Origin of the sequence: Streptosporangium lutulentum, from assembly GCF_030811455.1 — a bacterium.
Taxonomy (GTDB): domain Bacteria; phylum Actinomycetota; class Actinomycetes; order Streptosporangiales; family Streptosporangiaceae; genus Streptosporangium; species Streptosporangium lutulentum.
Genome location: NZ_JAUSQU010000001.1, coordinates 7,732,190 through 7,757,555, shown reverse-complemented (window position 1 = coordinate 7,757,555; position 25,366 = coordinate 7,732,190). Strand labels below are relative to the sequence as shown.

Below are 25,366 nucleotides of genomic sequence, written 5' to 3'. Positions count from 1 at the left end.
GCTGATCGGCTTTCTCGCCCTCTGTCGCAGACCCGCAGATTTCCCCCTCCTGTCCCGGCGCGAAACCGTCGCCTTTCACCACCAAGGCAGGAACGGCTACCGATTCTCGCTCCATCCGGCACACACCGCCGACGTCTTTTCCCTACCTGACCGGCACCGGGCGGATCGGGGAGGCTACGTTTACCTCCCTGAGCCCTGCCCCCTTACGCTGGCCGTGTGCTGACCTCCACTCCTTTTCCTAAAAGTTTCGCCAGCGACAATCACTCGGGCGTACACCCCGCCGTTCTTGCCGCCATCCTCGAAGCCAACACCGGAGACGCCCCCGCCTACGGCGGAGACCCCTGGACCGAGACGATGGAGGATGCCTTCCGCGCCGAATTCGGCGCCCAGGCGACCACCTACGCCATGTTCAACGGCACCGGCGCCAACGTCGTGGGCCTGAGCCTTCTTCTGCGGCCCTATGACGCCGTGCTCTGCCCCGCCACCGCTCACATCAACACCAACGAGTGCGGTGCCGCTGAGCGCCTGCTGAGCACCAAGCTGATCCCCCTCCCCACGGAGAACGGCAAGATCACCGTGGACGACATCCGGGGCCAGCTCTCCGTGATAGGCAACGTGCAACACTCCCAGCCGCGTGTCGTCTCCATCTCCCAGGTGACCGAGTGCGGCACCTGCTACACCGCCGACGAGATCGCCGAGCTCGCGGAGTTCATCCACGCGCACGGGCTCTTCCTCCACATGGACGGAGCCCGGCTGGCCAATGCGGCGGCCGAACTCGGCGGCTCGATGCGTTCCCTGACCACCGACGTGGGCGTGGACCTGCTCAGCTTCGGCGGTACCAAGAACGGCGCCATGGGCGCCGAAGCGCTCGTCGTACTCCGGCCCGAGCTGGACATCTCAACCCTGTTCCTCCGTAAGCAGGGGATGCAGCTCGCTTCCAAGATGCGCTTCGTCTCCGCCCAGCTGACCGCGCTCCTCACCGATGGTCTCTGGCGCGAGAACGCCTCCCACGCCAATGCCATGGCCCATCGCCTGGCCGATGGCATAGCGGGCCTCCCCGGCGTCTCTCTGCACTACCCCGTGCAGTCCAACGCCGTCTTTCCGGTCCTTCCGGAGAAGGCCATCTCGGAGCTCCAGGAGCGCTACCTCTTCCACATCTGGGACGCGACCGAGAACGTGGTCCGTTGGGTGACCGCCTTCGACACCACCGCCGAGCATGTGGACACGTTCATCTCGGACATCCGTCTCGCCGTGAATGGGGCGGTCAACGCCTGACGGGCCGCCGTTTCACGTGAAACATGGGTTGCCGCCCATCGGAGGGAACCCATGTTTCACGTGAAACACCAGTCTTCCGCCAGAGGCAACGCGCTCCGCAAAGACCTTTAGGGCTGCCCTCTCCAGGACAGAGAGCTCCTTCCTCTGGCGTCAGCCGGCCTCCTCGGAGGGTCCTCAGATCGTTTCATGGCATCGACAGGTGTTCTGTCGCCAAGCCAACCGAGCCCCTGGAACGCCGGACGTACACACTCGCCGAGTCGTCCGGGGATCGGCTCCAGTCCGGGTTCACCTCTGCGACCGCGCCGTCGAACCCTACGAGGGCAGGCGGACACGTCATGGGGAAGAACGCCACCTACGACAACAGCCGGTCTCTGATGCATGACCGGCTCCTCCAAAGCGCGAGTACGGCAGGCGCCCGGGGAGACGTTCCGAGGGGTCTACACGCTGAAGTTCGCCAACCCTGGGTTGAGAGGCCTACACGCTGGAGTCCGCCAGCCCTGGGTTGAGGGGCCAACGCGCTGGAGTCCGCCAGCCCTGGGTTGAGGGGCCAACGCGCTGGAGTCCGCCAACCCTGGGTTGAGGGGCCAACGCGCTGGAGTCCGCCAACCCTGGGTTGAGGGGCCAACGCGCTGGAGTCCGCCAACCCTGGGTTGACGAAGAGACCGGTTTCATCATCACGCGCCAAGACCTGGGCGAACCCGGCGGCCGTCAACGACAGGAGGGTGGTTCCTACAGGGAAGCCGCTACTCCACCGTGCATGCACCCGTACTTTTTCGCCCGAGTCTCAGCGGCGGAGGTTTCCGGATCCGGAGATGATGGGTTCGGGCACCGATGGTGGACCGCGACCGAGCTCGACACGACCACGGAGCGGGTCTTTCCGCCCGGGCTGGCCGTGTTGCTCGAAAGACCTGCTCCAAGGAGCACAGCACGAGTGGCCCGTCACTCTCGACTGGTGAAGCCACGCAGCGTGCCTCCAACCCGGCGAACGTTTCCGGTCACCGCATTAGCGAAACCCGTTCGTCGAGCGGGCGGGTAGAACCCTTCTGTCTGCCGGCCGGGCAAACGCTCGGGCGAATATGACGAGCAGACGGGTAAAACGGGCGAGCAACCCGCTCGGGCGGCCAAACGAACCATCGGGCGGACAGCCAGGCGAGCAAGCGGGGGGCTGGGCAGACGAACGGCCTGGCGGGCGAGCGGGCAAATGGTTGGGCGAGCGAGGGGCCAGGCGGGGCGGATGAGCGGTCGGAAACGGCGTTTGGCCATCACCCCTCCTTGATCCGCACACGCCCACCGTTCCGGACGAGAGGAGATCTCCGTCCCGGGTGTTCGGCCGGAGGGTCCATCCAGGAAGTCGCGACCCGCCTGACCCCCAACCCCCAACCCCCAACCGCTGACCGCTGAACCGCTGGACGAGGACGCAGGACGCGCTTCGGCGGATATCCGGGGCCGGGGGAGGCCGGGCATCCCCCGACCGCCGACTGCCGACCGTCGACTGCCGGACGAGGACGCAGGACGACGAGGACGCAGGACGCAGGCCGCTTCGGCGGATGCCCGGAGGTGGAGAGAGGCCGAGCCGGAATCCTCCGGGGGAAACAAAAGCGGCCTCCGTGTTTCACGTGAAACACGGAGGCCGCTCAGGAGGGGGAGCTACTCCTCCACCATCTGCATGGACCCTGGGGCCATCGTGCTGATGATGCGCTCCAGGTCGTCGATGGTCGCGAACTCCACCACGATGCGCCCCTTGCGGCGACCGAAGTCCACCTTCACCCGGGTCTCGAAGCGGTCGGAGAGACGGTCGGCGAGGTGGCGGAGGGCCGGCTCCTCGGCCGGCTTCGCCCGGGGCGCGCGAGTGGTGGGCTCGGGGGCGGCTTTGGCATCGCCCATGGCGACGATTTCCTCGACCGCACGAACCGACAGCAGCTCGGCCACGATTCTATGAGCGAGATGTTCCTGGGCTGCGGGGTCGTCCAACGCGAGCAGAGCCCGGGCGTGCCCGGCGCTGATCGTGCCGGCCGAGACGCTGAGCTGCACCTTGGGGGGGAGGTTGAGGAGCCGCAACGTGTTCGTCACGTGGGAACGGGAACGACCGACCCGGGTGGCGAGCTGCTCGTGGGTGGCGCCGAAGTCGTCCAGCAACTGCCGGTAGGCCGCGGCCTCCTCCAGTGCGTTGAGCTGTTCCCGCTGGAGGTTCTCGATCAACGCGTCGAGAAGGAGTTTGTCCTCCTGCGTGCTCCGTACGATCGCGGGGATCTCGGAGAGGCCGGCGAGCTTGCAGGCTCGCCAGCGGCGCTCTCCCATGACCAGCTCGTAACTCTCCTCGCCCACCGCACGGACCACGATGGGCTGGAGCAGGCCGACCTCGCCGATCGACGTGGCGAGCTCCTTCAGCGCCTCTTCATCGAAGATGTCTCTGGGCTGGCGCGGGTTCGGCTCGATTCTCTCGATCGGAATCTCAAGGAAGTACGCGCCCGCCACCGGCTTCAGTTCCGACTGGCGGTGCTGCGGCGCGAACTCCGCCGCGGGCTCCGGTACGACCATCGTCGCGGTCGCCGACGGTGCGGCACTCCGTACCACGGGCGGACCCGTGGGGATGAGTGCCGCCAGACCCTTGCCGCCCATACCTCTCGGCTGCTTGCTCACTGCCGCTCCTCCGGCTCAAGGATTTCCGCCCCAGTCGTTTTCGCGGCCACGACGACCGCGAGTCTTTCAACGCTCACACGGCCGCGCCGCGATATGCCATCTCACGGGCGGCGTCCATGTACGCCATCGCGCCGCTGGAGCCGGGGTCGTAGGTCATGACCGACTGGCCGTAGCTCGGGGCCTCGGAGACGCGGACGCTCCGGGGGATCAGCGTTTTCAACACCGTGTCGCCGAAGTGGGACCGGACCTCTTCGGCAACCTGGGAGGCCAATCGGGTCCGTCCGTCATACATCGTCATCAGGATGGTGGACAGATCAAGCGCGGGGTTCAAATGGGCACGGACCAGGTCCACGTTCCTGAGCAACTGGCCGAGTCCTTCCAGCGCGTAGTACTCGCACTGGATGGGGACCAGCAACTCGTTCGCGGCCATCAACGCGTTGACGGTGAGCAGGCCGAGCGAGGGCGGGCAGTCGATGAAGACGTAATCGAAGTCGATCACCGTATACGAGGCCAGCGCACGCTGGAGGCGAGCCTCCCGCGCGACCATGGACACCAGCTCGATCTCGGCACCGGCCAGGTCGATCGTGGCGGGGGCGCAGTAGAGGTTCGGCATGTCCGGAACCTCCTTCACGACCTCCTCCAGAGACACGTCCTCCACAAGAACCTTGTACATGTCCGGCACATCACCACGGTGCTCGATGGACAGCGCCGTGGAGGCGTTGCCCTGCGGGTCGAGATCCACCACGAGCACGCGCTGGCCATGCATCGACAGCGCCGCCGCCAGATTCACCGACGTCGTGGTCTTGCCCACGCCACCCTTCTGGTTGGCGACGGTGAATATGCGGGTCTTGGGCGGCCGAGGCCAGTCTCCATCGCGAGCCCCCGCGGAGTCTCCGGAGGCGGCCATGGTCTTCTGGGGCGCTGTTTCACGTGAAACCACTGAGCTGAGTGCCTCTCGTACCAGCGGCGAGTCGCCGGGGTTAAGGGGGGTCTGGGTCACGATCATCGTCCTTTCAACCGGCCTGACTGCGGCGGGAGCCGGTGCCGGCCAGCCCAGACCAGAAGGGCGTCCATGTGTCAGGACGGTGGGAGTCTCGGGCCAGCCGAGGCCGCACATCGCGCTGACGATCGCACTTACACGGTCATTCACTGGCCTCGTACTCGCTTTGCTCTATGTGTCTACTGGCCTCGTGCCGGCTTCGCTCGCGAGGCGCGATCTTTCCGGCGAGAGGCCTGGCGTGCTCCCTCAGGAGCCCGACCGGCGACCACCCGGATGAGAGTTGCGGGCGGCTCGACCTTACCGTGCCCGACCGATACAAGCTCGGCCGTTTGCACCCCACTCGACCTCAATTGCGCCTCTGCGTCCGCCAATTCTTCCGCTGCCCGCTCCCCCTTCATCGCGAGCAGCTCCCCGCCTTCTCGTAACAGCGGCAGCGACCACTTCAACAACCGGTCAAGCGGCGCCACCGCTCGGGCGGAGGCTACGTCAAAGTCGAGCTTTCCCGCGAACTCCTCGGCTCGGCCACGCAGCACTTCGACGTTGCCGAGCTTGAGCGACTCCACGCACTCCTCCAGGAACACCGTCCGGCGCAGGAGCGGCTCAAGAAGGGTGACGGTGATATCCGGTCGCACGATCGCCAGGACGAGGCCCGGCAGTCCCGCGCCCGAACCGATGTCCACCAGCCGCACGTTCGCGGGGACAGCCTCGGCGACCACGGCGCAGTTGAGCAGATGGCGGTCCCAGATGCGGGGCACCTCACGCGGCCCAAGCAGTCCGCGCACCACTCCAGGGCCGGCCAGTAGCTCCGCGAAGGCCTCAGCCCGGGACCAGGCGCCCCCGGTGAACACCTCACGCGCGACTTCGGGCGGATCGGGCATCTGGTCGGTCACTCGACCTCACTCTTCCTTGAAAACTGTCTGGGTCAGGCCGGTCTAAGGCTAACGGCCCAGTCCACGGCGACACACAAAGCAGGGCATGAAAAAGGCCGTCGTCCCCGGAAAATCGGGGACGACGGCCAATTTCCGTCCGCCGTGTCGCTACACGGGCAGGACCACCACGAAGCGACGGGGCTCCTCGCCCTCGGATTCGCTTCGCAGGCCCGCCGCCGCGACGGCGTCGTGCACGACCTTGCGCTCGAAAGGCGTCATCGGCTGCAGCGACTTGGGCTCGCCATCGCGCTTGACGTCTTCGGCGATCTTCCGACCGAGTTCGCTCAGTTCGGCCCTGCGACGCTCACGAAAACCACCGATGTCCAGCATGAGGCGGGACCGCTCGCCTGTCTGCCGGTGCACCGCGAGACGGGTCAGCTCCTGGATCGCCTCCAGCACCTCGCCGTTGGAGCCCACGAGGTCGCCGCCCTTGATATCCACAACCGACACCACGGCACGGTCACCCTCGACATCCATGTCGATGTCACCGTCGATGTCGGCGATGTCGAGCAGACCCTCGACGTAGTCCGCCGCGATCTCGCCTTCCTGCTCCAGCGCAGCGAGATCCGGAGCCGCCTTCACGGTCTCCTTTTCGGCCTCGGCCTCGGTCACGTCCGGCCACTCCTTCGTGCTGTCGGGATGAGTCGTCAGGACTTCTTGCTACCGGTCCGCTTGCTGCGGGGCTGGCGGGTCGGCTGCTGACGGAGCACCTTGGGCTCCGGCTCCGCGGGAGGCGCCGGGGGCTCGGGAGGCGCCTTCCTGACCTTGCTGAGCAAGCTCGGCTTGGGCTCAGGAGTCGTCACATTGCCCTTGGCGTCGACCACGGGGGAGGGGTTACGGCTGTAGAACCAGTGTTGCTGGCTCAGGGTCCACAGGTTGGTGGTGACCCAGTAAAGAATCAGACCGAGGGGGAAGTTCAGAGAGAAGATCGCGAACAGCGGCGAGACGTACATCAGGATCTTCTGCTGCTGCGCCATCGGGTTGTCCGGCATCTGCGCCATCGAGCGGCCCACGCTCTGCCGGACGGTGAGGAACGTGGTCAGCGAGCTGATCGCCACGAAGACCGCGAGCACGATCTTCGTCTGGATCGCGTTCGCGCCGAACGCCTCGATCTGCTCGGTGCTGCTCCAGAAGGTCGCCGGCAGGGGGGCGCCGAAGATGTGCGCGCCCCGCGCGCTTTCGATGAACTCCTGCGTCATGCCGAACTTGGCCTCGCCATGCGCCATGGCGTTGAGCACGGTGAACATCGAGATGAAGATCGGGAACTGGGCCACGATCGGCAGACAGCCGCCGAGCGGGTTGGCCCCCTGCCCCTGGTACAGCGCCATGACCTCCTGGTTCATGCGCTGCTTGTCGTTCTTGTATCGCTTGCGGATCTCCGCGACCTTGGGGCCCAGCTCCTGCATCTTCTTCGACGAGCGCATCTGCTTGAGGAAGAGGGGGAAGATGAGCAGCCGCATCAGGACCGTCAGCGTGATGATGCTCAGCGCCCACGTCAGCCCGCTGTTCGGGTCGAGGAAGCTGCTATAGCCCTGATGAATCCAGGTGATGACTTGGGCGACTGCTGTGTATAGCCAGTTCAGCCAGGACAGCTCCACCGAGCTAGCTCCCTTGCGTTTCGTCGGACCGGCCCGGGCGTGGGGGCACCGGGTCAAAACCTCCGGGATGGAATGGGTGGCAACGCCCGATTCTCCGGATCGTCAACCATGTGCCGCGCAGCGCACCATGGACGGTCAACGCCTCAAGACCGTAAGCACTACACGAAGGATGGAAACGGCAACGGGGACCCAGCAGAGGACTCACGTAGGCCCGGTAGAACCGGACAGGAGCCATCAGGGCCCTGGCAGCCGGAGAAACCCCGGCGATCTGCTGCGCCGTCATCATCGCCCATCCATGCGAGCCTTGGAAGGCTCTCGCCGCCTGAGTAAACGATCCAACGCGCCGTCGAGCTCGGCGGCAAGGCGCTCGCTCCGCGCGGACGCGGCCGGTGGATTGGCGCGTACAACCAGCAGGCTACCTCGCGGAAGCCTGTGGAGACGGTCTCGCATGAGGTGTCTCAACTGACGTTTAACCCGATTTCGTACAACCGCGCCTCCCACGGCACGGCTCACTACGAATCCGATCAAAGGGGATTCGTCCGTATTTGGGCGCACGCTCAAGTGCGCGACCAGGGTGGGACGGCCTGCACGGCTTCCCTTTCTGACCGCGTTGGCGAACTCCTCGCCCCGGCGCATGCGGGACACGGACGGCAACACGAGAGACCTTGATTGACCCTGGGCAGGCACGGCTGTCGCCCGCCGACATCACGGTCGGCGGGCAACGGTGCGCGGCTGCCTTGGCCCGGCGAACCGGGCGCAACGGATGCGTCAGGCGGACAGCTCGGCGCGGCCCTTGCGCCTGCGGGCGGCCAGGATGGCACGGCCGGCGCGAGTGCGCATGCGAAGCCGGAAGCCGTGAGTCTTCGCGCGACGGCGGTTGTTCGGCTGGAAAGTACGCTTGGTCACGAGTGGGCTCCAGGCTTAAGCGCGTCCCCAGCACATGGGGACGCTCGACAGTGGCTGGCTTGCCGGAAGCGGGGCATGCGAAATAGCCGTCGCGTGGCAAGCCGACCTTCGTACGTTAGGGGTCGCGCGTGTCCCAGGTCAAACCGGAGAGCACGCCTATATAGGTTATCCACCTTTCCACAGGCCACTTTTCCACCGGCGGCTCGCCATCCACAGGATGTGCACTCAGTGTCCCCCGTGCTGCCACTAGGCTGTGGACAACGTCTTGTCCACAGCTGGGGACAGGGCTACTGTCGACCCTTCCAGACCTTCTCTCTACTGCGGGGATGCGTCGGAACCACAGGTATCGGGCTGTGCACACCTTGTGGATTCGATGTGGATTTCGAACAGTGCCCCCCGGCGGGGCCACGGGGACGCCGGCATGTGGACAACAACGGAATCCGGCACGCCCGGCGGCCATCGATGTGGATAAACAGATCGCGGTGAACTCAGGCGGGCCGCATCGAGAGGAGGAGAGCCGGACCGTGGATGGAATCGAGCTCAGCGCGGTATGGGAACGGGCCTTGGAGAACTCCCTCAACGAGAGTGTGCCGTCCCAGCAGCGGGTCTGGCTCAGTATGACCCGGCCCTTCGGCCTCATGAACGACACCGTGGTGCTCGCCGCCCCCACCGATTTCGCCAGAGATGTTCTGGAAAATAGGCTTCGTCCGCTTATCAGCCATGCACTCTCCAAGGAGTTCGGCCGCCCGATGCGGGTCGCGGTCATGGTCGACCCCAGCGCGGCCGGTTCTGAGCCGGGGCTCGCCCCTCGCCAGGAGCCTTATCCCCAGGCGCCGCAGGCGGGTTATACACAGGGCAACGGACAGCAGCAGGGTTATACACAGCCGGTAACTCCCCAGCACCACAGCGGTTCCGGCCTGCAACACCCCTATCCGGCCCCCGGACCCACCGCCCCGCCGCCCACCGAATATCCACAGCATCAACCACAGGGCCAGCCGTTCTCCTACCCGTATCAGCACGTGGAGGAGCCCTCGCAGCCCTACCTCCCCGCGGAGCCCTCCCCGCAGCCCCAGCAGGGCGAGCCGAACCCCGGATACGGCCGGGGCGGCTACACCCCGCAGCCCTCCCCTCCGCGCCCCGAGCCGGACACCTTCGACCGCGGCGCGCAGAACCCGGGTCCCAGCCACGTGCAGAACAGGTGGGACGGTCGCGGCAGCCGTACGCAGGGAGAACCCGCGCGGCTGAACCCGAAGTACACCTTCGACACCTTCGTCATCGGCTCCAGCAACCGGTTCGCCCACGCGGCGGCGGTCGCGGTGGCCGAGGCGCCGGCCAAGGCGTACAACCCGCTGTTCATCTACGGTGACTCGGGCCTGGGCAAGACCCACCTGCTGCACGCGATCGGCCACTACGCGCAGAGCCTCTACGACGGCGCGCGGGTGAGATACGTGAGCTCGGAGGAGTTCACCAACGACTTCATCAACTCCATCCGCGACCACAAGGCCGACGGCTTCCGCAGCCGCTACCGGGCCGTGGACATCCTGCTCGTGGACGACATCCAGTTCCTGGAGGGCAAGGAGCAGACGCAGGAGGAGTTCTTCCACACCTTCAACACCCTGCACAACGCCAACAAGCAGATCGTCATCTCCAGCGACCGGGCGCCCAAGCAGCTGGTCACGCTGGAAGACCGGCTCCGCAACCGGTTCGAGTGGGGCCTGATCACCGACGTCCAGCCGCCCGAGCTGGAGACGCGCATCGCGATCCTGCGCAAGAAGGCGATCCAGGAGGGCCTGGCCGCGCCGCCCGAGGTGCTGGAGTACATCGCCAGCCGCATCTCCACCAACATCCGCGAGCTCGAGGGCGCGCTGATCCGGGTGACCGCGTTCGCCAGCCTCAACCGGCAGTCGGTGGACCTGCAGCTCACCGAGGTCGTGCTCAAGGACCTGATCACCGAGGACGCCGGGTCCGAGATCACCGTCGCCACGATCATGGCTTCCACCGCGGCCTACTTCGGGCTGTCGATCGACGATCTGTGCGGCGGGTCACGCTCGCGCGTCCTGGTCACCGCCCGCCAGATCGCGATGTACCTGTGCAGGGAACTCACCGACATGTCGCTGCCGAAGATCGGTCAGCAGTTCGGCGGCCGCGACCACACCACGGTCATGCACGCCGACCGCAAGATCCGCTCCCTGATGGCCGAGCGTCGCTCGATCTACAACCAGGTCAACGAGCTCACCACCAGGATCAAGCAGCAGTCGCGCAATGGATGAGGACTTCCCCCGCATGATGCACAGGCTGTGGAAAACCTTGTGGATCATTGACATGGCCGTGGCAAGGGAGAGCCATCGGAGCGTCCGACCATGATCACCTGGGGAATCACCAAACCGAATGCCGTTCGGTACATGGGGATAACTCTGGGGAGAAGTTGGGGACAACTTGGGGACAACTCGTGGATAACCTGTGGGGACCCTGTGAAGAGAGTTTTCCCCAGGGACAAAACGACCTCTTACCCGGTGGACAACCTGGGGAAACCTCGTGGATAACCGGTGGACAAAGGACCCAAGATCTGGGGATGGCCTGTGTGTACAGCTCGGTTCTCCCCAGGCCCAAGAGTTCTCCACACACTTCACCCACAGCCCCGGTGGATGAAAAAACAGGCTCTGAGCTGCGGAAACAACGGCTTTCCACAGTATCCACCGCCCCTACTGCGATGACCACTTGTATCTCTCAATAGGAAACCCAAGAGCCATAGATGGGTTCCGGGGGAGCACAGGTGCGGGACAGTGAACACTTGAACCCCAGGCACCGAGCGAACGGCGCTCGATACACAGGAGGCAGATCCACGTGATGTTCCGGGTCGACCGAGACGTGCTCGCTGAGGCGGTCGCATGGACGGCGCGCAGTCTGCCTGCGCGCCCCTCCGTGCCGGTGCTCGCAGGCATGCGTCTCGAAGTCACAGAGGGCGGGCAGCTCAAGCTCTCCGGCTTCGACTACGAGGTCTCCGCCGAGGTGACCCTGGAGTTGCAGACCGGAGAGGCGGGCGTCGTGCTCGTCTCCGGCAGGCTGCTCGCCGAGATCACCAGGGCGCTCCCCGCGCAGCCGGTGGAATTCGTCGTCGAGGGCGCGAAGGCCGTCGTCACGTGCGGCAGCGCGCGGTTCACCCTTCTCACCATGCCTGTGGAGGACTACCCCTCCCTGCCGGCCATGCCCCCCGCCGCCGGACGGATCGGCAGCGACGTTTTCGCCTCGGCCGTCGGCCAGGTCGCCGTGGCCGCGGGCAAGGACGACACCCTGCCCATGCTCACCGGCGTGCGCGTGGAGATCGAGGGCGACACGGTCACCCTGGCCGCGACCGACCGCTACCGTCTCGCCGTACGAGAGCTGAAGTGGCAGCCGGACCAGCCCGACTTCTCCGCGATCGCCATGATCCCCGGCAAGACCCTCGCCGACACGGCCAAGGCCCTGGGCAACACCGGCGCCGAGATCGAGATCGCGATGAGCTCGGTCGGCGGCACCGGAGAAGGCATGATCGGCTTCTCCAGCGCCGGTCGCCGCACCACCACCCGGCTGCTCGACCCCGAGTTCCCCAAGTACCGCTCGCTGCTGCCGACCGAGTTCTCCGCCCGCGCCGACCTGCCGACGAGCGCCTTCGTCGAGGCCGTCAAGCGCGTGGCCCTGGTCGCCGAGCGCAACACCCCCGTCCGGCTGGCCTTCCGCGGCGACGAGGTCGTCCTGGAGGCGGGCAGCGGCGACGAGGCGCAGGCGGTCGAGGTGCTTCCTGTGGACTTCGAGGGCGACGACATCAACATCGCCTTCAACCACCAGTTCCTGCTGGAGGGGCTCGGCGCGATCGACTCCGACGTGGCGCGCCTGCAGATGACCACGTCCACCAAGCCCGCCATCCTCACCGGCGGCAAGCCTGTGGACGGCGACGGCGGAGTCCCCGACTACCGTTACCTGATCATGCCCATCCGCCTCTCCAGCTGACCTTCCTCCACAGGGCGGCGAGCCGGGCGTGGACGCGGCGGCGGGACGAGGGCACCGGGGAACGACCATGATCAAGGCCTGCCTCAACGGGAGCAGGACGCCCGGCGACCACCCGGCCCTCCCCGTGACGCCCCTGGAGCTCGCTGAAGCGGCCCGTGAGACGCGTGAGGCGGGTGCCGACGCCGTGCACATGCATCCGCGTGACGCGGCGGGCAGGGAGTCTCTCAGCGCCGTTCACGTCGGTGCGGCCGTCCGCGCGGTGCGGCAGGCGTGCCCGGGGCTTCCCGTCGGGGTCAGCACGGGCCTGTGGATATCCGGTTGGGACCCCGGGGCGCGGCGTGAGGCCGTACGGGGCTGGGCCGCGCTCCCGCCGGAGGACCGGCCGGATTTCGCGTCGGTGAACCTCTCTGAGCAAGGCTTCTCCGGCGTATGGCAGGATCTCCGACGGCTCGGAGTGGGTGTGGAGGCCGGGGTCTGGTCTGTGGACGACGCCGACGCGCTCGCCGCGACCGGGCTGGAGTGCCTGAGGGTGCTCGTCGAGATCATCGGCGGCCCCGCGGACACGTCCGTGTCCCGGGCACACGCCGTGCTCGGCCGCCTCGACCGCCTGGGGGTTCCCGGGCCCAGGCTTCTCCACGGAGAGGGAGCCCCGGCTTGGATACTTGTGGACGAGGCGGGGCAGTCGGGTCTGGCCACGCGCATCGGTCTGGAGGATGTCCTCCACGGCCCTGTGGGTGAGCCGGTCGGTGGAAACGCCGACCTGGTACGGCTCGCGCGGGCACGCCTGGTGGTAGGTGGATGATGGAACCCTGAAGGGGGTGCTCGTATGCAGATCGGCATGGTTGGGCTGGGCAAGATGGGCGGCAAGATGGCCGAGCGCCTGCGCCGCGGCGGCCACGACGTCGTCGGCTACGACCGCGATCCCGCGGTCAGCGACGTCTCAAGCCTGAAGGAGCTCATGGAGCGGCTTCAGGAGCCGCGCGCGGTGTGGGTCATGGTCCCCTCGGGACCGCCGACCCACGCGACGATCGAGGAGCTCGGCAATCTGATGTCGCCCGGCGACATCCTCGTCGACGGCGGCAACTCGCACTACGTGGACGACCAGAAGCACGGCGCCGCGCTCGGGGCCAAGCAGATCGGCTTCGTCGACTGCGGCGTGAGCGGGGGCGTCTGGGGTCTGGAGAACGGCTACGCCCTGATGGTCGGCGGCTCCACGGAGAACGTCGAGCGGCTGATGCCGGTCTTCGACACCCTCAAGCCCGAGAAGGATGGGTTCGTCCACGCCGGCGAGATCGGCGCCGGCCACTTCGCCAAGATGGTCCACAACGGCATCGAGTACGGCATGATGCAGGCCTTCGCCGAGGGCTGGGAGCTGCTTGAGGCCTCCGACGTCGTGACCGACGTGCCCGGCGCCTTCAAGAGCTGGCGGACCGGCACGGTCATCCGCTCCTGGCTGCTCGACCTGCTGGTCCGCGCGCTCGACGAGGACCCGGCCCTGGAAGAGCTCGAAGGGTACGCCCAGGACTCGGGAGAGGGCCGCTGGACGGTGCAGGCGGCGGTGGATCACGCGGTTCCGCTGCCGGTCATCACCGCCGCGCTGTACGCCAGGTTCGCCTCCCGCCAGGACGACTCGCCGGCCATGAAGGTCGTCGCGGCCCTGCGCAACCAGTTCGGCGGGCACGCCGTCACCTCCAAGGAGGGCTCGGTCGCCAAGGGCGCCGACTCCCCCGGCGCCGATGTCGTCCCGCCCGTGGAGGCACAGAAGTAACCCCGCGTTCGTACGGCTTGCGCCATACCTTTTCCACAGGGGCAAGCCGTACAAACGTGGCGAGGCCCCAGTGACGGGCGTGGCCGACTAATCTTCCTGAGGTGCATGTCGCCAGCCTCTCCCTGACCGATTTCCGCTCCTACGAGTCCGTCGACCTCGCTCTGGAGCCGGGAGTCACCGCCTTCGTCGGACCCAACGGGCAGGGCAAGACCAACCTGGTCGAGGCACTGGGCTACGTGGCGACGCAGTCCAGCCACCGGGTCGCCAACGACGGGCCGCTGGTGCGGCAGGGGGCGGTGCGGGCGATCATCCGGTCGGTCGTGATACGCGAGGACCGGCGGGCGCTGATCGAGCTGGAGCTCAACCCGGGGAAGGCCAACCGGGCCAGGCTCAACCGCTCGCCCGTGGCCCGCCCTCGCGACGTCATCGGTCTGCTGCGCACGGTCCTGTTCGCCCCCGAGGACCTGTCGATGGTCAAGGGCGACCCTTCGGAGCGGCGCCGGTTCCTGGACGACCTCCTGGTGGCCAGGACTCCCCGGTTCGCGGGGGTCCGCGCCGACTACGACCGGGTGCTCAAGCAGCGCGGAGCCCTGCTGCGTACGGCCGCGCAGGCGCGAAGGGGAAGCCGGAGCGGGCGAAGGGCCGAAAGCGAGGCGGCGTTCGCCGCGGCCGGGGCCGGAGATCCGTTGAGCACCCTTGAGGTGTGGGACGCCCACCTGGCCAGGCACGGCGCGGAGCTGCTCGCGGCCAGGCTGGAGCTGGTGGAGGTGTTGCGACCGCTGGTCGCGGCCTCCTACGCGTCCCTCGCGCCCGACTCCGCCCCCGCGGGGCTGGAGTATCGCGGCACGTTGTCCACAGGCCCGGGGACGGACCCCGCGGACGCCGCAGGCGTCCTGGAAACCGGGGGCGTCGACCGCGCCGCTCTCGAAGAACGGTTGCGGGCCGCCCTGCTGGAGGTCCGGAGTTCCGAGCTCGAACGCGGCGTCACCCTGGTCGGCCCGCACCGCGACGATCTGTTCCTCGGCCTGGGAGAGCTGCCCGCGCGCGGCTACGCCAGCCACGGCGAGTCGTGGTCGTTCGCTCTGGCGCTCAGACTGGCCGCCTACGACCTCCTGAAGGCCGACGGCGGTGATCCGGTGCTGATCCTCGACGACGTCTTCGCCGAGCTGGACAACCGGCGCCGCCGCCGCCTGGCCGAGATGGTCGCCCCCGCCGAGCAGGTGCTGATCACCGCCGCGGTCCCCGACGATGTGCCGGCCGAACTGGCCGGAGCCCGGTTCGACGTGGCGGAAGGTGGTGTGGCCCGTGTCCGATAGGACACCGCCCGAGCTCAGACTGGTCAGGAGCCCGGCGCCCGGATCGACAGGAATCTCCGGACCCGACCCGGTCAGGGGCTCCGAACGGGGCTCGGAGCCCGGATCGGCCCAGGCCCCGAGACTGGAGTTGGTCAAGGGTTCCGAACGGGGGTCGGCCGGGGGCCCGGAGCAGGGGCCGGACCCGGGTTCCGGTTCGGGCTCGGGCTCGGGTTCGGGTTCGGCCAGGAGCGCGGCGGCCAAGGGCGCGGCGATGGCCAGGGAGAAACTGGCCCAGGCGAAATCGGACGCGGCCAGGCGGGGCCAGCTGCCCCGCAGCGAGCCGCGGCGCAAGGCGTACGGACCGCGCAGGGACTCCGGTGATCCCCAGCTTTTCGGTCGGGCCATCGCGGAGCTTCTGGCCGACCGGGGGTGGGAGCAGCCGGCCGCGGTGGGCGGGGTGTTCGGCCGATGGCACGAGATCGTCGGGCCCGACATGGCGGCCCACACCACGCCGGAGACCTTCGCCGACGGGGAGGTCCTCGTGGTCGCCGACTCCACGGCCTGGGCCACCCAGGTGCGACTGCTGGCCAGGACGCTGGTCAGACGGCTGAACGAGGAGCTTGGGGACGGAACCGTACAGCGGGTGAAGGTGCGCGGACCCCAGAACGGCCCGCGGCCCAGCGGCGGTCTGAGGGTCACAGGAAGCCGCGGCCCAGGCGACACGTACGGCTGATCGATCACGCAGAAACGGATCAGTGGCCCCTCTGGCGTGGCGACCCCCATCCCCGTAGGGGGATGTTTGAGAGGATGATCGTCGCGCGACAGAGGCTTCTAGAGGCCGTCAATGCCACACGATGTGTTCTGAGCCGCTAGAATGAAATTGAATTCCGGACACGTCCGTTTGCGTGTCACCCCGGCCTGTGCGCCGATACTCCCGGGTGAGCGCATCGGGGCATTCATGACGGTGACGGGCACGGCGGGGCTATGCGTTCCGCGCCGCGTGTCCGCGGCAGGAGGATTTCGCACTTGTCCTACGACGCTAGCTCAATCACCGTCCTCGAAGGGCTTGAGGCGGTTCGTAAGCGCCCAGGCATGTACATCGGCTCGACCGGGGAACGTGGTCTCCACCACCTCGTCTACGAGGTGGTGGACAATGCCGTCGACGAAGCCCTGGCGGGGCACGCCGACAGGATCGAGATCACGCTGCTCGCAGACAACGGTGTGCGGGTTGTGGACAACGGCCGCGGCATCCCCGTGGGCAATGTCCCCGGCGAGAACCGGCCGGCGGTCGAGGTCGTCCTGACCGTGCTGCACGCGGGCGGAAAATTCGACGACAAGTCCTACGCGGTCTCCGGCGGTCTGCACGGCGTCGGCGTCTCGGTGGTCAACGCCCTGTCCAAGAGACTCGACGTGGAGATCCGCACCGAGGGTCACTACTGGCGGCAGAAATATGCCGACACCCGGCCGGTCGCCCCCCTGGCCAAGGGGGAGAAGACCGACGAGACCGGCACCTCCATCACCTTCTGGGCCGACGAGACCATCTTCGAGACCACGACGTGGCACTTCGAGACGCTCACGCGCCGCTTCCAGGAGATGGCCTTCCTCAACAAGGGCCTGACGATCTCCATCAAGGACGAGCGGCCCGACTTCGTCAACGGCGAGCCCCAAGAGCTCACCTACCACTACGAGGGCGGTCTCTCCGACTTCGTCAAGCACCTCAACGCCAAGAAGGAGCCCGCTCACCTCTCGGTGATCGACTTCGAGGAGAGCGGCGAGGGTATCGCGGTCGAGATCGCCATGCAGTGGAACAACTCCTACAGCGAGTCGGTCTACACCTTCGCCAACACGATCAACACCGCGGAGGGCGGCACCCACGAGGAGGGCTTCCGCGCGGCGCTGACGTCGATCGTCAACCGCTACGCGCGCGAGCAGAAGTTCCTCAAGGAGGGCAAGGACGACAACCTCGCCGGTGAGGACATCCGCGAGGGCCTGACCGCGATCATCTCGGTGAAGCTGGCCGACCCGCAGTTCGAGGGCCAGACCAAGACCAAACTGGGCAACACCGAGGCCAAGTCGTTCGTGCAGAAAGCCTGCAACGACCACCTGCGCGACTGGTTCGAGCGCAACCCCGGCGAGGCCAAGGACATCATCACCAAGTCCCTGCAGGCCTCACGCGCCCGCCTCGCGGCCCGCCAGGCCCGTGACCTGACCCGGCGCAAGTCGCTGCTGGAGTCGGGGTCGGGCCTGCCCGGCAAGCTGGCCGACTGCCAGTGGAGCGACCCGGAGAAGTGCGAGCTCTACATCGTCGAGGGTGACTCGGCGGGCGGCTCGGCCAAGGGCGGTCGCGACTCCAAGTTCCAGGCGATCCTCCCGATTCGCGGCAAGATCCTCAACGTCGAGAAGGCACGGATCGACAGGGTCCTGCAGAACAACGAGGTCCAGGCGCTGATCACCGCCATGGGCACCGGTGTGCACGACGAGTTCGACATCGCCAAGCTGCGGTATCACAAGCTCATCCTGATGGCCGACGCCGACGTCGACGGCCAGCACATCACGACCCTGCTGCTGACCCTGCTGTTCCGCTTCATGAGGCCGCTGATCGAGGCCGGGCACGTCTACCTCTCGCAGCCGCCGCTCTACAAGATCAAGTGGGACCGGAGGGGCGACGACGCCTCCTACGCCTACTCCGACCGGGAGCGCGACGCGGTCATCCAGGCCGGTATCGCGGCGGGCAAGCCCGACCCCCGGCCCCGCGACAACGTGCAGCGCTTCAAGGGTCTGGGCGAGATGAACGCCTCCCAGCTCTGGGAGACCACCATGAACCCCGACACCCGCTTGCTCCTGCAGGTCACCCTCGATGACGCCGCTCAGGCCGACGAGCTGTTCAGCGTGCTCATGGGTGAGGACGTCGAAGCCCGCCGTTCCTTCATCATCAGGAACGCGCGAGACGTCCGATTCCTCGACGTGTAGCGGTAGCCGTACCAGAAAAGGATTTTGACCTGTGACGGAAGTGAACACTCCGCCTGGACCTCCGGTCGATCGTGTCGAACCGGTGGACATCCAGTCCGAGATGCAGCGCAGCTACATGGACTACGCGATGTCGGTCATCGTCTCGCGTGCTCTGCCGGACGTCCGGGACGGTTTCAAGCCGGTCCACCGCCGGGTCCTGTACGCCATGTACGACGGCGGCTACCGGCCCGACCGCGGTTATTTCAAGTGCTCCCGCGTCGTCGGCGACGTCATGGGCTCCTACCACCCGCACGGTGACTCGTCCATCTACGGCACCGTCGTGCGAATGGCCCAGCCCTGGGCGCTGCGCTACCCGCTGATCGACGGGCAGGGCAACTTCGGCTCGCCGGGCAACGACCCGCCGGCGGCGATGCGCTACACCGAGTGCAAGCTCGCGCCGATCGCCATGGAGATGCTGCGCGACATCGACAAGGACACCGTCGATCTCATCCCCAACTACGACGGGCGCTCCCAGGAGCCCGTGGTCCTCCCGGCGCGGTTCCCGAACCTGCTGGTCAACGGGTCCGCCGGCATCGCGGTCGGCATGGCGACCAGCATCCCGCCGCACAACCTGCGGGAGGTGTCCGAAGGCGTCAAGTGGTGCCTGCAGAACCCCGACGCCACCGACGAGGAACTCCTCGAAGCGCTGATCGCCAGGGTCAAGGGCCCCGACTTCCCCACCGGCGCGCTGATCGTCGGCCGCCGCGGCATCGACGACGCCTACCGGACCGGCCGCGGTTCGATCACCATGCGGGCGATCGTGGAGGTCGAGGAGGACGCCAAGGGCCGCCAGTGCCTGGTCGCCACCAAGCTGCCCTACCAGGTCAACCCGGACAACCTCGCGCTGACGATCGCCGAGTCGGTGAAGGACGGCCGGATCACCGGCATCGCCGACGTCCGCGACGAGAGCTCCTCCCGGGTCGGCCAGCGCCTGGTGATCGTGCTCAAGCGCGACGCGGTCGCCAAGGTCGTGCTGAACAACCTCTACAAGCACACCCAGCTGCAGACCACCTTCGGCGCCAACATGCTGGCCCTGGTCGACGGCGTCCCGCGGACGCTCCGGCTCGACCAGTTCGTCCGCCACTACGTCTCGCACCAGATCGAGGTCGTGGTCCGCCGGACGCGCTACCTGCTGCGCAAGGCCGAGGAGCGGGCGCACATCCTGCGTGCCCTGCTGCGGGCCCTCGACCGGATGGACGAGGTCATCGCCCTGATCCGGCGGTCGGCGTCGGCGTCCGCGGCCCAGGGCGGCCTGATGACGCTGCTGGAGATCGACGAGATCCAGGCACAGGCCATCCTCGACATGCAGCTGCGCAAGCTGGCCGCTCTGGAGCGCCAGCAGATCACCGACGAGTACGACGCGTTGATGGCGCACATCACCGACTACCAGGACATCCTGGCCTCGCCCGAGCGGCAGCGGACGATCGTCTTCGACGAGCTCTCCGAGGTCGCGGCGAAGTACGGCGACGACCGCCAGACGGAGATCATCGCCTACGAGGGCGACATGTCGATCGAAGACCTCCTCGCCGAGGAGGACATGGTCGTCACGATCACCCGTGGCGGCTACGCCAAGCGCACCAACACCGACCTCTACCGGGCGCAGAAGCGCGGCGGCAAGGGGGTGCGCGGCGCGCAGCTGCGCCAGGACGACATCGTCGACCACTTCTTCGTCACGACGACCCACCACTGGCTGCTGTTCTTCACGAACAAGGGCCGGGTCTACCGGGTCAAGGCCTACGAGCTGCCCGACTCCGGCCGCGACGCCCGCGGTCAGCACCTGGCGAACCTGCTGGCCATGCAGCCGGACGAGGTCGTGATGGAGGTCCTGGACCTCCGTGACTACGACGTCGCCCCGTACCTCGTGCTGGCCACCCGTAGCGGTCTGGTGAAGAAAACCCGCCTTTCCGAATACGACTCGCCGCGCACGGGTGGCCTCATCGCCATCAACTTGCGCGAAGATGACGAGGTGATCGCCGCCAGGCTGATATCGGAGGAGGACGACCTCCTCCTGGTCTCCCGCGGAGCCCAGTCCATCCGCTTCACCGCCTCCGACGAGGCCCTTCGGCCGATGGGCCGGGCGACCAGCGGTGTGATCGGCATGCGATTCCTCGACGGCGACGAGCTGCTGGCGATGAACCGGATGGCCGACGGCGACCATGTGCTGATCGCGACCGAGGGCGGATACGCCAAACGCACCCCCGCTGAGCAATATCCTTTGCAGGGAAGAGGCGGAAAGGGCGTCCTGACTGCCAAGATCGTCAGTGCGCGTGGCAAGCTGGTTGGCGCGGCCATGGTCAGGCCCGAAGACGAGGTTTTCGCGATCACGTCGGTCGGCGGGGTTATCCGGACCAGCGCAGGAGAGATCAAGCAGTCGGGCCGCCAGACCATGGGGGTGCGTCTGATGAATCTCGCGGAGGGTGACAGCGTCGTGGCTCTCGCCCGCAATGCAGAGACTTTGGAAACTGAGGAAAACGGGGAAGGGGAATAGCCCGTGAATGCTCAGTCCAATCCGGGTCCACGTCCGGCCTCGTCATCGACACGCGACCAGGTGACGGAGAAGATGGACAAGACCGCTGAAACGAACATCGTCGAGGTGGTCGAGTCACCGGCCGACGGTCAAGCGCCCAAGCCGGGGACCGATGATTCGGTAACCGACGAGCCCAAGGGCAGGCAGCGCGTGACGGCGATCGAGGACGACAAGCAAAAGGGCGATTCCACGGTTCGGATCCGCCCGGCAGAGCCGAACCGTACTCCCTGGTCGCCGGGAGGGCTGTCTTCTTCGGCGTCCTCCTCGGAGGGGGCGGACAAGAAGGCCTCGGACACAACTCCCCGGCCACCGCGCAAGGCGCACCTGGTGCTGCGCCGTGTCGAGCCGTGGTCCGCCATGAAGTTCAGCTTCGTGGTGTCTCTGGTCTGTTTTGTGGTGCTGTTCATCGCGGTCGCGGTTCTTTACATGGTCCTGTCCGGGCTTGGGGTGTTTGAGAACATCATCCAGACGGTGAACCAGCTGACGACGGCCGACGGCAAGTCCACCAGCGACGTGGACATCGCCTCCTGGTTCGAGCCGGTCCGCATCCTTGGCTACACCGCCCTGATCGGCGCGGTGAACGTGGTGCTGATCACCGCCATGTCGACCCTCGGCGCTGTGATCTACAACATCGCCTCCGATTTGGTCGGCGGCGTGGAGGTCACGTTCAGCGAGGCCGAATAGGCGACCTGCCGCCATGTCCCCGGTTTTGAGGGCCGGGGACATGGCGCGAACAGGCGCCAGGACAGGGTAAGCTTTTCCCTGTTCGAGTGAACGGATTCGCCCTCGCGAAGCGGGTGCGGCACCGTTCATTGTGTGTAATGAGGGGCTATAGCTCAGACGGTTAGAGCGCTTCCCTGATAAGGAAGAGGTCCCAGGTTCAAGTCCTGGTAGCCCCACCCAGCTCAGAGGCCATTTCCCACCAAGGGAAGTGGCCTTTTGATCTTCCGGGGGACTAACGCTCCCGTTTGGAAGCCGTAAAGGGGTAATCCCCTCAAGATTTCAAATCTCCCGTCCTTGCCAGCTCAGAGAGGTCACGCCGGTTCAACGGCGCGGCCCCTCTGGCGTTTCTCCGCGCGGATTCAGGATCCGAGGACCTCGATCGCACCGGAATCGCTGGACAGGGTGATCGAGCGTGGAGCCGAGGCGTCGTGCGTCGCGTCGATCTCCTTGGTGCCTGAATCCGTAGTGGCGGCGATGTTGTAGGGCCCTTCCGGCACGCGCACCTCGGTCCTGCCGGAGTCCGTCGACGTCTTGACCTTGTCGGGCTGAGCGGTGAAGGCGAGAGTGATGGCGCCCGAGTCGGTCTTCGAGACGACCTGTTTGCCCGCCAGCCCGCCGGCGTCGATCATGCCTGAGTCGCTGGTCACGTCCACGTCGCCGGACAGATCCCGCAGCGTCACCTCCCCGGAGTCGCTGGTGGCCTTGACGCTCAGTCCTCGGGGGATCTCGACCTGATAGCCGACTTCGCAGTTCGTGCCGCCGATCCAGCTGCCGGGGCAGGTGAATTTAAGCACCAGGGTGTCGCCCTGCGTCTCATGGCTGGCGACGGGCTTGTTCTTGCGCCAGCTGAGGCGCTCGATCACGTGGATGTCCTGCCGGTCGGACTCGGTCACCTCGATTCCGCCCGAGTCGGCCTCGATCTGGATCGCGTTCACTTTGTCCGTGACGTCGTAGGACGCCGTGTCCTCCTCGGAGGGGCCGGCGAGGCCACACCCCGTCAAGAGCGCCACGAGCGCCACCGCGCCCGCGACCACACCTAAGCTCCTCATACTCATGACGCAAAGTCTCCTGGAAGGCGGGCGGGGCGGCGTCCGGGGCGTCCCTGAAACTTCCCCTGACAGCGCCCTGAGATCGCTAAGCCGTCGTGAGGCCTTGGAGCGGTCCGTGACCAGGTGGATGACCATGCCGCCGAGCAAGGTGCTCATGAATGGGAGCCGGGGTCGATCGGCGTCCGCTGGGTCGACCGAGAGGAGATCAAGACACTGCCGATGCACGACACGCAGCATCTCCGAATCGATCACTTTCTCCGAGGGGCGTCGGCGCCTTACATCGGATGAGGTAAACCGTCCGAGAGCCGCTGCTGTGTCGCCATCTGAGCCATTATGGCGGGCGCCTCTGACAAAGCGGTCACCTTTCCGGAAGCCTCAACGGCAGGCCGGAGGGCGGACGGTACCGCCCGGTCATGCAGGCACGCTACCCACGGGAGAGGGACCGGCCGGCGTTGACGCCGGTCCGCCCGGAAGCGGGGCGGGGGTGCCCGAGCGGCGGGCGAGGACGGTGTGGACGAGACGGGAGACGACGACGGCGGTGGCGGCCAGCGCACCGGTGCCGGCCCAGATGTACAGCGCGAGCCAGACGTAGGTGATCTGGTCCAGCGTGCCCACCCGGTTCATCACAAAGCCGATCAGATCGGCGAGGCCGGCGAAGAACGCGATCGGCAGCGCGTAGGGGACCAGCCGTACGATCAGGCGCCACACGGGGCGGCCCGCACGGCGGCGGGCCCAGCCGCGGGAACGGTAGACCCCCAGGAAGCCGAGTCCGAGGTTGAGCAGCGTCAGGCCGCCCAGCCAGGGGTCCGCGGTCGTGGTGAAGGGTACGGTGCCCGCGTCGGGGCGGCCCTCGATGATGTCGATCAGGCCGTCGGTGATGATGACCGCGTCGTCACCGGAGATCATCCCGGTGTTGGTGACGACGGCGATACCGTATCCGCTTGCGGGCAGGAGGGTCTGCGCGGAGTTGTGGGTGAGCAGCCAGCCGGTGTGCTGGAGCTGGGGCGCTCCCCCGGCGGTCTTCCCGGTGTCCCATCCCATGCCGTAGTTGCTGCCGCCCACGCCGGACGCGGTCTGGGTGGTCTTGATGCTCTCCTCGGGGAAGACGTGGCCGGCGCCGTTCTGCGTGATCAGCCACTTGGCCATGTCGTCGGCGGTGCTGACGACGCCGTAGCCGCCATTGATGAACCACTTCGGATGGGAGCGCTTGATGACCTGGCCGTAGGCGCGGATGTACCCCTCGCCCGCGCCGGGGAGGTCCGTGGTGGTGTTCACCGTCCTGGTGGACGTCATGCCGAGTGGATCGAAGACGGTGGTGGCCATGTAGTCGGCGAACGGCACCCGGGCCACCGCCTCGACCAGCCGCGCCGCGACGGTGTAGTTGGGGTTGTGGTAAATCTCCTTGGTGCCCGGGTCGACGGCGAGCGGGGCGGTCCGCAGCATCGCGACGGCGTCCTTGAGGGTGTCCGGCGCGGGGAGCGTCAGCTCGGGGAAGGTCTGGTCGCTCATTCCCGAGGTCTGCTGGAGCAGCTCCCGCACGGTGATCTTCCCGGCGCGGGGGTCGGCCATGGTGAACTCGGGCAGATACGTCCGGACGGGGGCGTCCAGGCTGATCTTTCCCTGGTCGGCGAGATGCAGCACCGCCAGGGCCGTGAACGACTTGGAGACCGAGGCGAGCGGCATCGGCGTGTCCTTCGTGATCATCTCGCCGCCGGCCGTGTGGCCGTAACCCGCGGCGTGCACGACCTGGTCGCCCTTGGTGACCGCGACCAGGGCGCCGGGCAGTCGGGTCCGCTCGATGTAGTCGCGCATGTAGTGGTCGATCGCGGTCGCGCTCAGCCCGCCGGTCTCCGGCGCTTCCGCCAGGGCACTCGCCGCCGTCACCCCCGTCGTGAGCAACACACCGGTCAGAGCGGCGATCGCCGCGATCTTCTGCCTCTTCATCGGGGGCCCTCCGAGATCTCCATTCGCATGGGACGAACGCTAGAAGTCGGCGGGAGGGCCACACACCGTACGATCGGATGGACCTCACCATGACTTTCGTCAGGTCACGGGGCGGGGTGCCCCCTCTCCGCCTTCGAATCTCGTCCGAAGGCCACGAGCCAAGGCTGGAAGCCACGAGCTACGGCTGGAAGACTGAGCCTCCCCGTTCCGAGGTCCGCCCGGAGGCTGAGCGGTTGCGGGGTCCTGGGGGCAGGCGATGAAGCACCGCGCGCTGTTGTGCTGGATGAGTGCCATCCTTCTGTCCACCCTTCCTGGCTGGGCTTCGTCACCGGTGGATACAGAGATCTACATCTGCGCCCATCTGAACACCGAAGACGGATACACCGGTCGTGATGTGCTCGGCCTGGGTTTCGGCGCGATGGCCGCTCTGCTTCCCCCCGCTTTGACAGCGCTGGCCGTGGCCGCATGGCTATCACCGCCCCGAAGGCGCCGGCTCCTGGCCTGGACAGGAGCCGGCGGAGCGCTCGTGACAGCCGCTTACTACGCACTGTCGACCGTTGCGTTCTTCTCCCCCTATTGCCCTGAGGGTTCGCAGGGGCTCGGGTTCGTGCTCCCGCTCTACGGCGCCATCGCCGCGCTCGTCCTGATCACCGGTGCGCGCCGCCCCGTTCACCCAGGTCGGCGCGCACCGGCGAAGTAGCTGGACGCCGTCCGCA

At 67.1% G+C, this 25,366-nt stretch carries 21 protein-coding genes and 1 tRNA gene; 12 read left to right on the top strand and 10 right to left on the bottom strand.

Annotation, left to right across the window (positions count from 1 at the left end):
- The first annotated feature begins 216 nt into the window (after positions 1 to 216).
- Positions 217 to 1,275: a threonine aldolase family protein gene (locus J2853_RS34965; RefSeq protein ID WP_307564975.1), complete on the top strand. Its 1,059-nt coding sequence runs from the start codon at positions 217 to 219 to the stop codon at positions 1,273 to 1,275.
- A gap of 1,647 nt (positions 1,276 to 2,922) precedes the next feature.
- Here the strand turns inward: J2853_RS34965 and J2853_RS34960 are convergent.
- From J2853_RS34960 to rpmH, 8 genes are all read right to left on the bottom strand, one after another.
- A complete protein-coding gene (locus tag J2853_RS34960) occupies positions 2,923 to 3,915 on the bottom strand; it encodes a ParB/RepB/Spo0J family partition protein (RefSeq protein WP_307564974.1) in 993 nt (330 codons plus the stop codon).
- A 73-nt stretch (positions 3,916 to 3,988) separates the two neighbouring features.
- Positions 3,989 to 4,921 (bottom strand): ParA family protein, encoded by a 933-nt coding sequence (locus tag J2853_RS34955; protein WP_370879472.1) that lies wholly within the window; start codon positions 4,919 to 4,921, stop codon positions 3,989 to 3,991.
- 173 nt (positions 4,922 to 5,094) lie between these two features.
- On the bottom strand, positions 5,095 to 5,793 hold the full coding sequence (gene rsmG / locus J2853_RS34950) for a 16S rRNA (guanine(527)-N(7))-methyltransferase RsmG (RefSeq protein ID WP_370879552.1): 699 nt from the start codon (positions 5,791 to 5,793) through the stop codon (positions 5,095 to 5,097).
- Positions 5,794 to 5,952: 159 nt separating this feature from the next.
- Complete coding sequence (locus J2853_RS34945) at positions 5,953 to 6,456, bottom strand: Jag family protein (RefSeq protein ID WP_307564972.1); 504 nt, start codon at positions 6,454 to 6,456, stop codon at positions 5,953 to 5,955.
- A gap of 35 nt (positions 6,457 to 6,491) precedes the next feature.
- A complete protein-coding gene (gene yidC / locus J2853_RS34940) occupies positions 6,492 to 7,442 on the bottom strand; it encodes a membrane protein insertase YidC (protein ID WP_307564971.1) in 951 nt (316 codons plus the stop codon).
- A gap of 4 nt (positions 7,443 to 7,446) precedes the next feature.
- Positions 7,447 to 7,725 carry a membrane protein insertion efficiency factor YidD gene (gene yidD, locus J2853_RS34935; protein ID WP_307568926.1) on the bottom strand — a complete coding sequence of 93 codons (279 nt, stop codon included), beginning with the start codon at positions 7,723 to 7,725 and terminating at the stop codon, positions 7,447 to 7,449.
- The gene (gene rnpA / locus J2853_RS34930) at positions 7,725 to 8,087 is read right to left on the bottom strand and encodes a ribonuclease P protein component (protein ID WP_307564970.1); all 363 of its coding nucleotides are present in this window, start codon (positions 8,085 to 8,087) and stop codon (positions 7,725 to 7,727) included. The genes yidD and rnpA overlap by 1 nt, the downstream gene beginning before the upstream one ends.
- A gap of 123 nt (positions 8,088 to 8,210) precedes the next feature.
- A complete protein-coding gene (rpmH, locus tag J2853_RS34925; protein ID WP_043601468.1) occupies positions 8,211 to 8,348 on the bottom strand; it encodes a 50S ribosomal protein L34 in 138 nt (45 codons plus the stop codon).
- A gap of 326 nt (positions 8,349 to 8,674) precedes the next feature.
- Between rpmH and dnaA the strand changes: the two genes are divergently transcribed.
- The 10 genes from dnaA to J2853_RS34875 all read left to right on the top strand — a co-directional run bounded on the left by dnaA (position 8,675) and on the right by J2853_RS34875 (position 21,833).
- Positions 8,675 to 10,618 carry a chromosomal replication initiator protein DnaA gene (dnaA, locus tag J2853_RS34920; protein WP_417849233.1) on the top strand — a complete coding sequence of 648 codons (1,944 nt, stop codon included), beginning with the start codon at positions 8,675 to 8,677 and terminating at the stop codon, positions 10,616 to 10,618.
- 574 nt (positions 10,619 to 11,192) lie between these two features.
- Positions 11,193 to 12,335 carry a DNA polymerase III subunit beta gene (gene dnaN / locus J2853_RS34915; protein ID WP_307564968.1) on the top strand — a complete coding sequence of 381 codons (1,143 nt, stop codon included), beginning with the start codon at positions 11,193 to 11,195 and terminating at the stop codon, positions 12,333 to 12,335.
- Between the two features lie 67 nt (positions 12,336 to 12,402).
- Positions 12,403 to 13,137, top strand: coding sequence for a 3-keto-5-aminohexanoate cleavage protein (locus tag J2853_RS34910; RefSeq protein ID WP_307564967.1), 735 nt, complete (start codon positions 12,403 to 12,405; stop codon positions 13,135 to 13,137).
- 24 nt (positions 13,138 to 13,161) lie between these two features.
- Positions 13,162 to 14,103: a phosphogluconate dehydrogenase (NAD(+)-dependent, decarboxylating) gene (gene gnd / locus J2853_RS34905; RefSeq protein ID WP_307564966.1), complete on the top strand. Its 942-nt coding sequence runs from the start codon at positions 13,162 to 13,164 to the stop codon at positions 14,101 to 14,103.
- 101 nt (positions 14,104 to 14,204) lie between these two features.
- Positions 14,205 to 15,419, top strand: coding sequence for a DNA replication/repair protein RecF (gene recF / locus J2853_RS34900; protein ID WP_307564965.1), 1,215 nt, complete (start codon positions 14,205 to 14,207; stop codon positions 15,417 to 15,419).
- Positions 15,409 to 16,131, top strand: a complete 723-nt coding sequence (locus tag J2853_RS34895; protein WP_307564964.1) for a DciA family protein — start codon at positions 15,409 to 15,411, stop codon at positions 16,129 to 16,131. Before recF ends, J2853_RS34895 begins: the two co-directional genes overlap by 11 nt.
- 293 nt (positions 16,132 to 16,424) lie before the next feature.
- Positions 16,425 to 18,368, top strand: coding sequence for a DNA topoisomerase (ATP-hydrolyzing) subunit B (gene gyrB / locus J2853_RS34890; protein ID WP_307564963.1), 1,944 nt, complete (start codon positions 16,425 to 16,427; stop codon positions 18,366 to 18,368).
- 31 nt (positions 18,369 to 18,399) lie between these two features.
- Positions 18,400 to 20,895: a DNA gyrase subunit A gene (gene gyrA / locus J2853_RS34885; RefSeq protein ID WP_307564962.1), complete on the top strand. Its 2,496-nt coding sequence runs from the start codon at positions 18,400 to 18,402 to the stop codon at positions 20,893 to 20,895.
- 189 nt (positions 20,896 to 21,084) lie between these two features.
- A complete protein-coding gene (locus J2853_RS34880) occupies positions 21,085 to 21,618 on the top strand; it encodes a DUF3566 domain-containing protein (protein WP_307564961.1) in 534 nt (177 codons plus the stop codon).
- Positions 21,619 to 21,759: 141 nt separating this feature from the next.
- Positions 21,760 to 21,833, top strand: a tRNA-Ile gene (locus J2853_RS34875).
- A gap of 183 nt (positions 21,834 to 22,016) precedes the next feature.
- Here the strand turns inward: J2853_RS34875 and J2853_RS34870 are convergent.
- Positions 22,017 to 22,706 (bottom strand): DUF4097 family beta strand repeat-containing protein, encoded by a 690-nt coding sequence (locus J2853_RS34870; protein WP_307564960.1) that lies wholly within the window; start codon positions 22,704 to 22,706, stop codon positions 22,017 to 22,019.
- A gap of 411 nt (positions 22,707 to 23,117) precedes the next feature.
- Positions 23,118 to 24,650 carry a serine hydrolase domain-containing protein gene (locus tag J2853_RS34865; RefSeq protein ID WP_307564959.1) on the bottom strand — a complete coding sequence of 511 codons (1,533 nt, stop codon included), beginning with the start codon at positions 24,648 to 24,650 and terminating at the stop codon, positions 23,118 to 23,120.
- A 256-nt stretch (positions 24,651 to 24,906) separates the two neighbouring features.
- Between J2853_RS34865 and J2853_RS34860 the strand changes: the two genes are divergently transcribed.
- Entirely contained in the window at positions 24,907 to 25,350 is a 444-nt protein-coding gene (locus J2853_RS34860) for a hypothetical protein (protein ID WP_307564958.1), read from the top strand.
- The last annotated feature ends 16 nt before the right edge of the window (positions 25,351 to 25,366 follow it).

Excerpts from the sequence above, each read along its gene's own strand:
- J2853_RS34955 (WP_370879472.1), bottom strand. The coding sequence starts at position 4,921 with ATGATCGTGACCCAGACCCCCCTTAACCCCGGCGACTCGCCGCTGGTA.
- rsmG (WP_370879552.1), bottom strand. The coding sequence starts at position 5,793 with ATGCCCGATCCGCCCGAAGTCGCGCGTGAGGTGTTCACCGGGGGCGCC.
- yidD (WP_307568926.1), bottom strand. The coding sequence starts at position 7,725 with ATGACGGCGCAGCAGATCGCCGGGGTTTCTCCGGCTGCCAGGGCCCTG.
- dnaA (WP_417849233.1), top strand. The coding sequence starts at position 8,675 with ATGCGTCGGAACCACAGGTATCGGGCTGTGCACACCTTGTGGATTCGA.
- J2853_RS34910 (WP_307564967.1), top strand. The coding sequence starts at position 12,403 with ATGATCAAGGCCTGCCTCAACGGGAGCAGGACGCCCGGCGACCACCCG.
- gnd (WP_307564966.1), top strand. The coding sequence starts at position 13,162 with ATGCAGATCGGCATGGTTGGGCTGGGCAAGATGGGCGGCAAGATGGCC.
- J2853_RS34870 (WP_307564960.1), bottom strand. The coding sequence starts at position 22,706 with ATGAGGAGCTTAGGTGTGGTCGCGGGCGCGGTGGCGCTCGTGGCGCTC.
- J2853_RS34865 (WP_307564959.1), bottom strand. The coding sequence starts at position 24,650 with ATGAAGAGGCAGAAGATCGCGGCGATCGCCGCTCTGACCGGTGTGTTG.
- J2853_RS34860 (WP_307564958.1), top strand. The coding sequence starts at position 24,907 with ATGAAGCACCGCGCGCTGTTGTGCTGGATGAGTGCCATCCTTCTGTCC.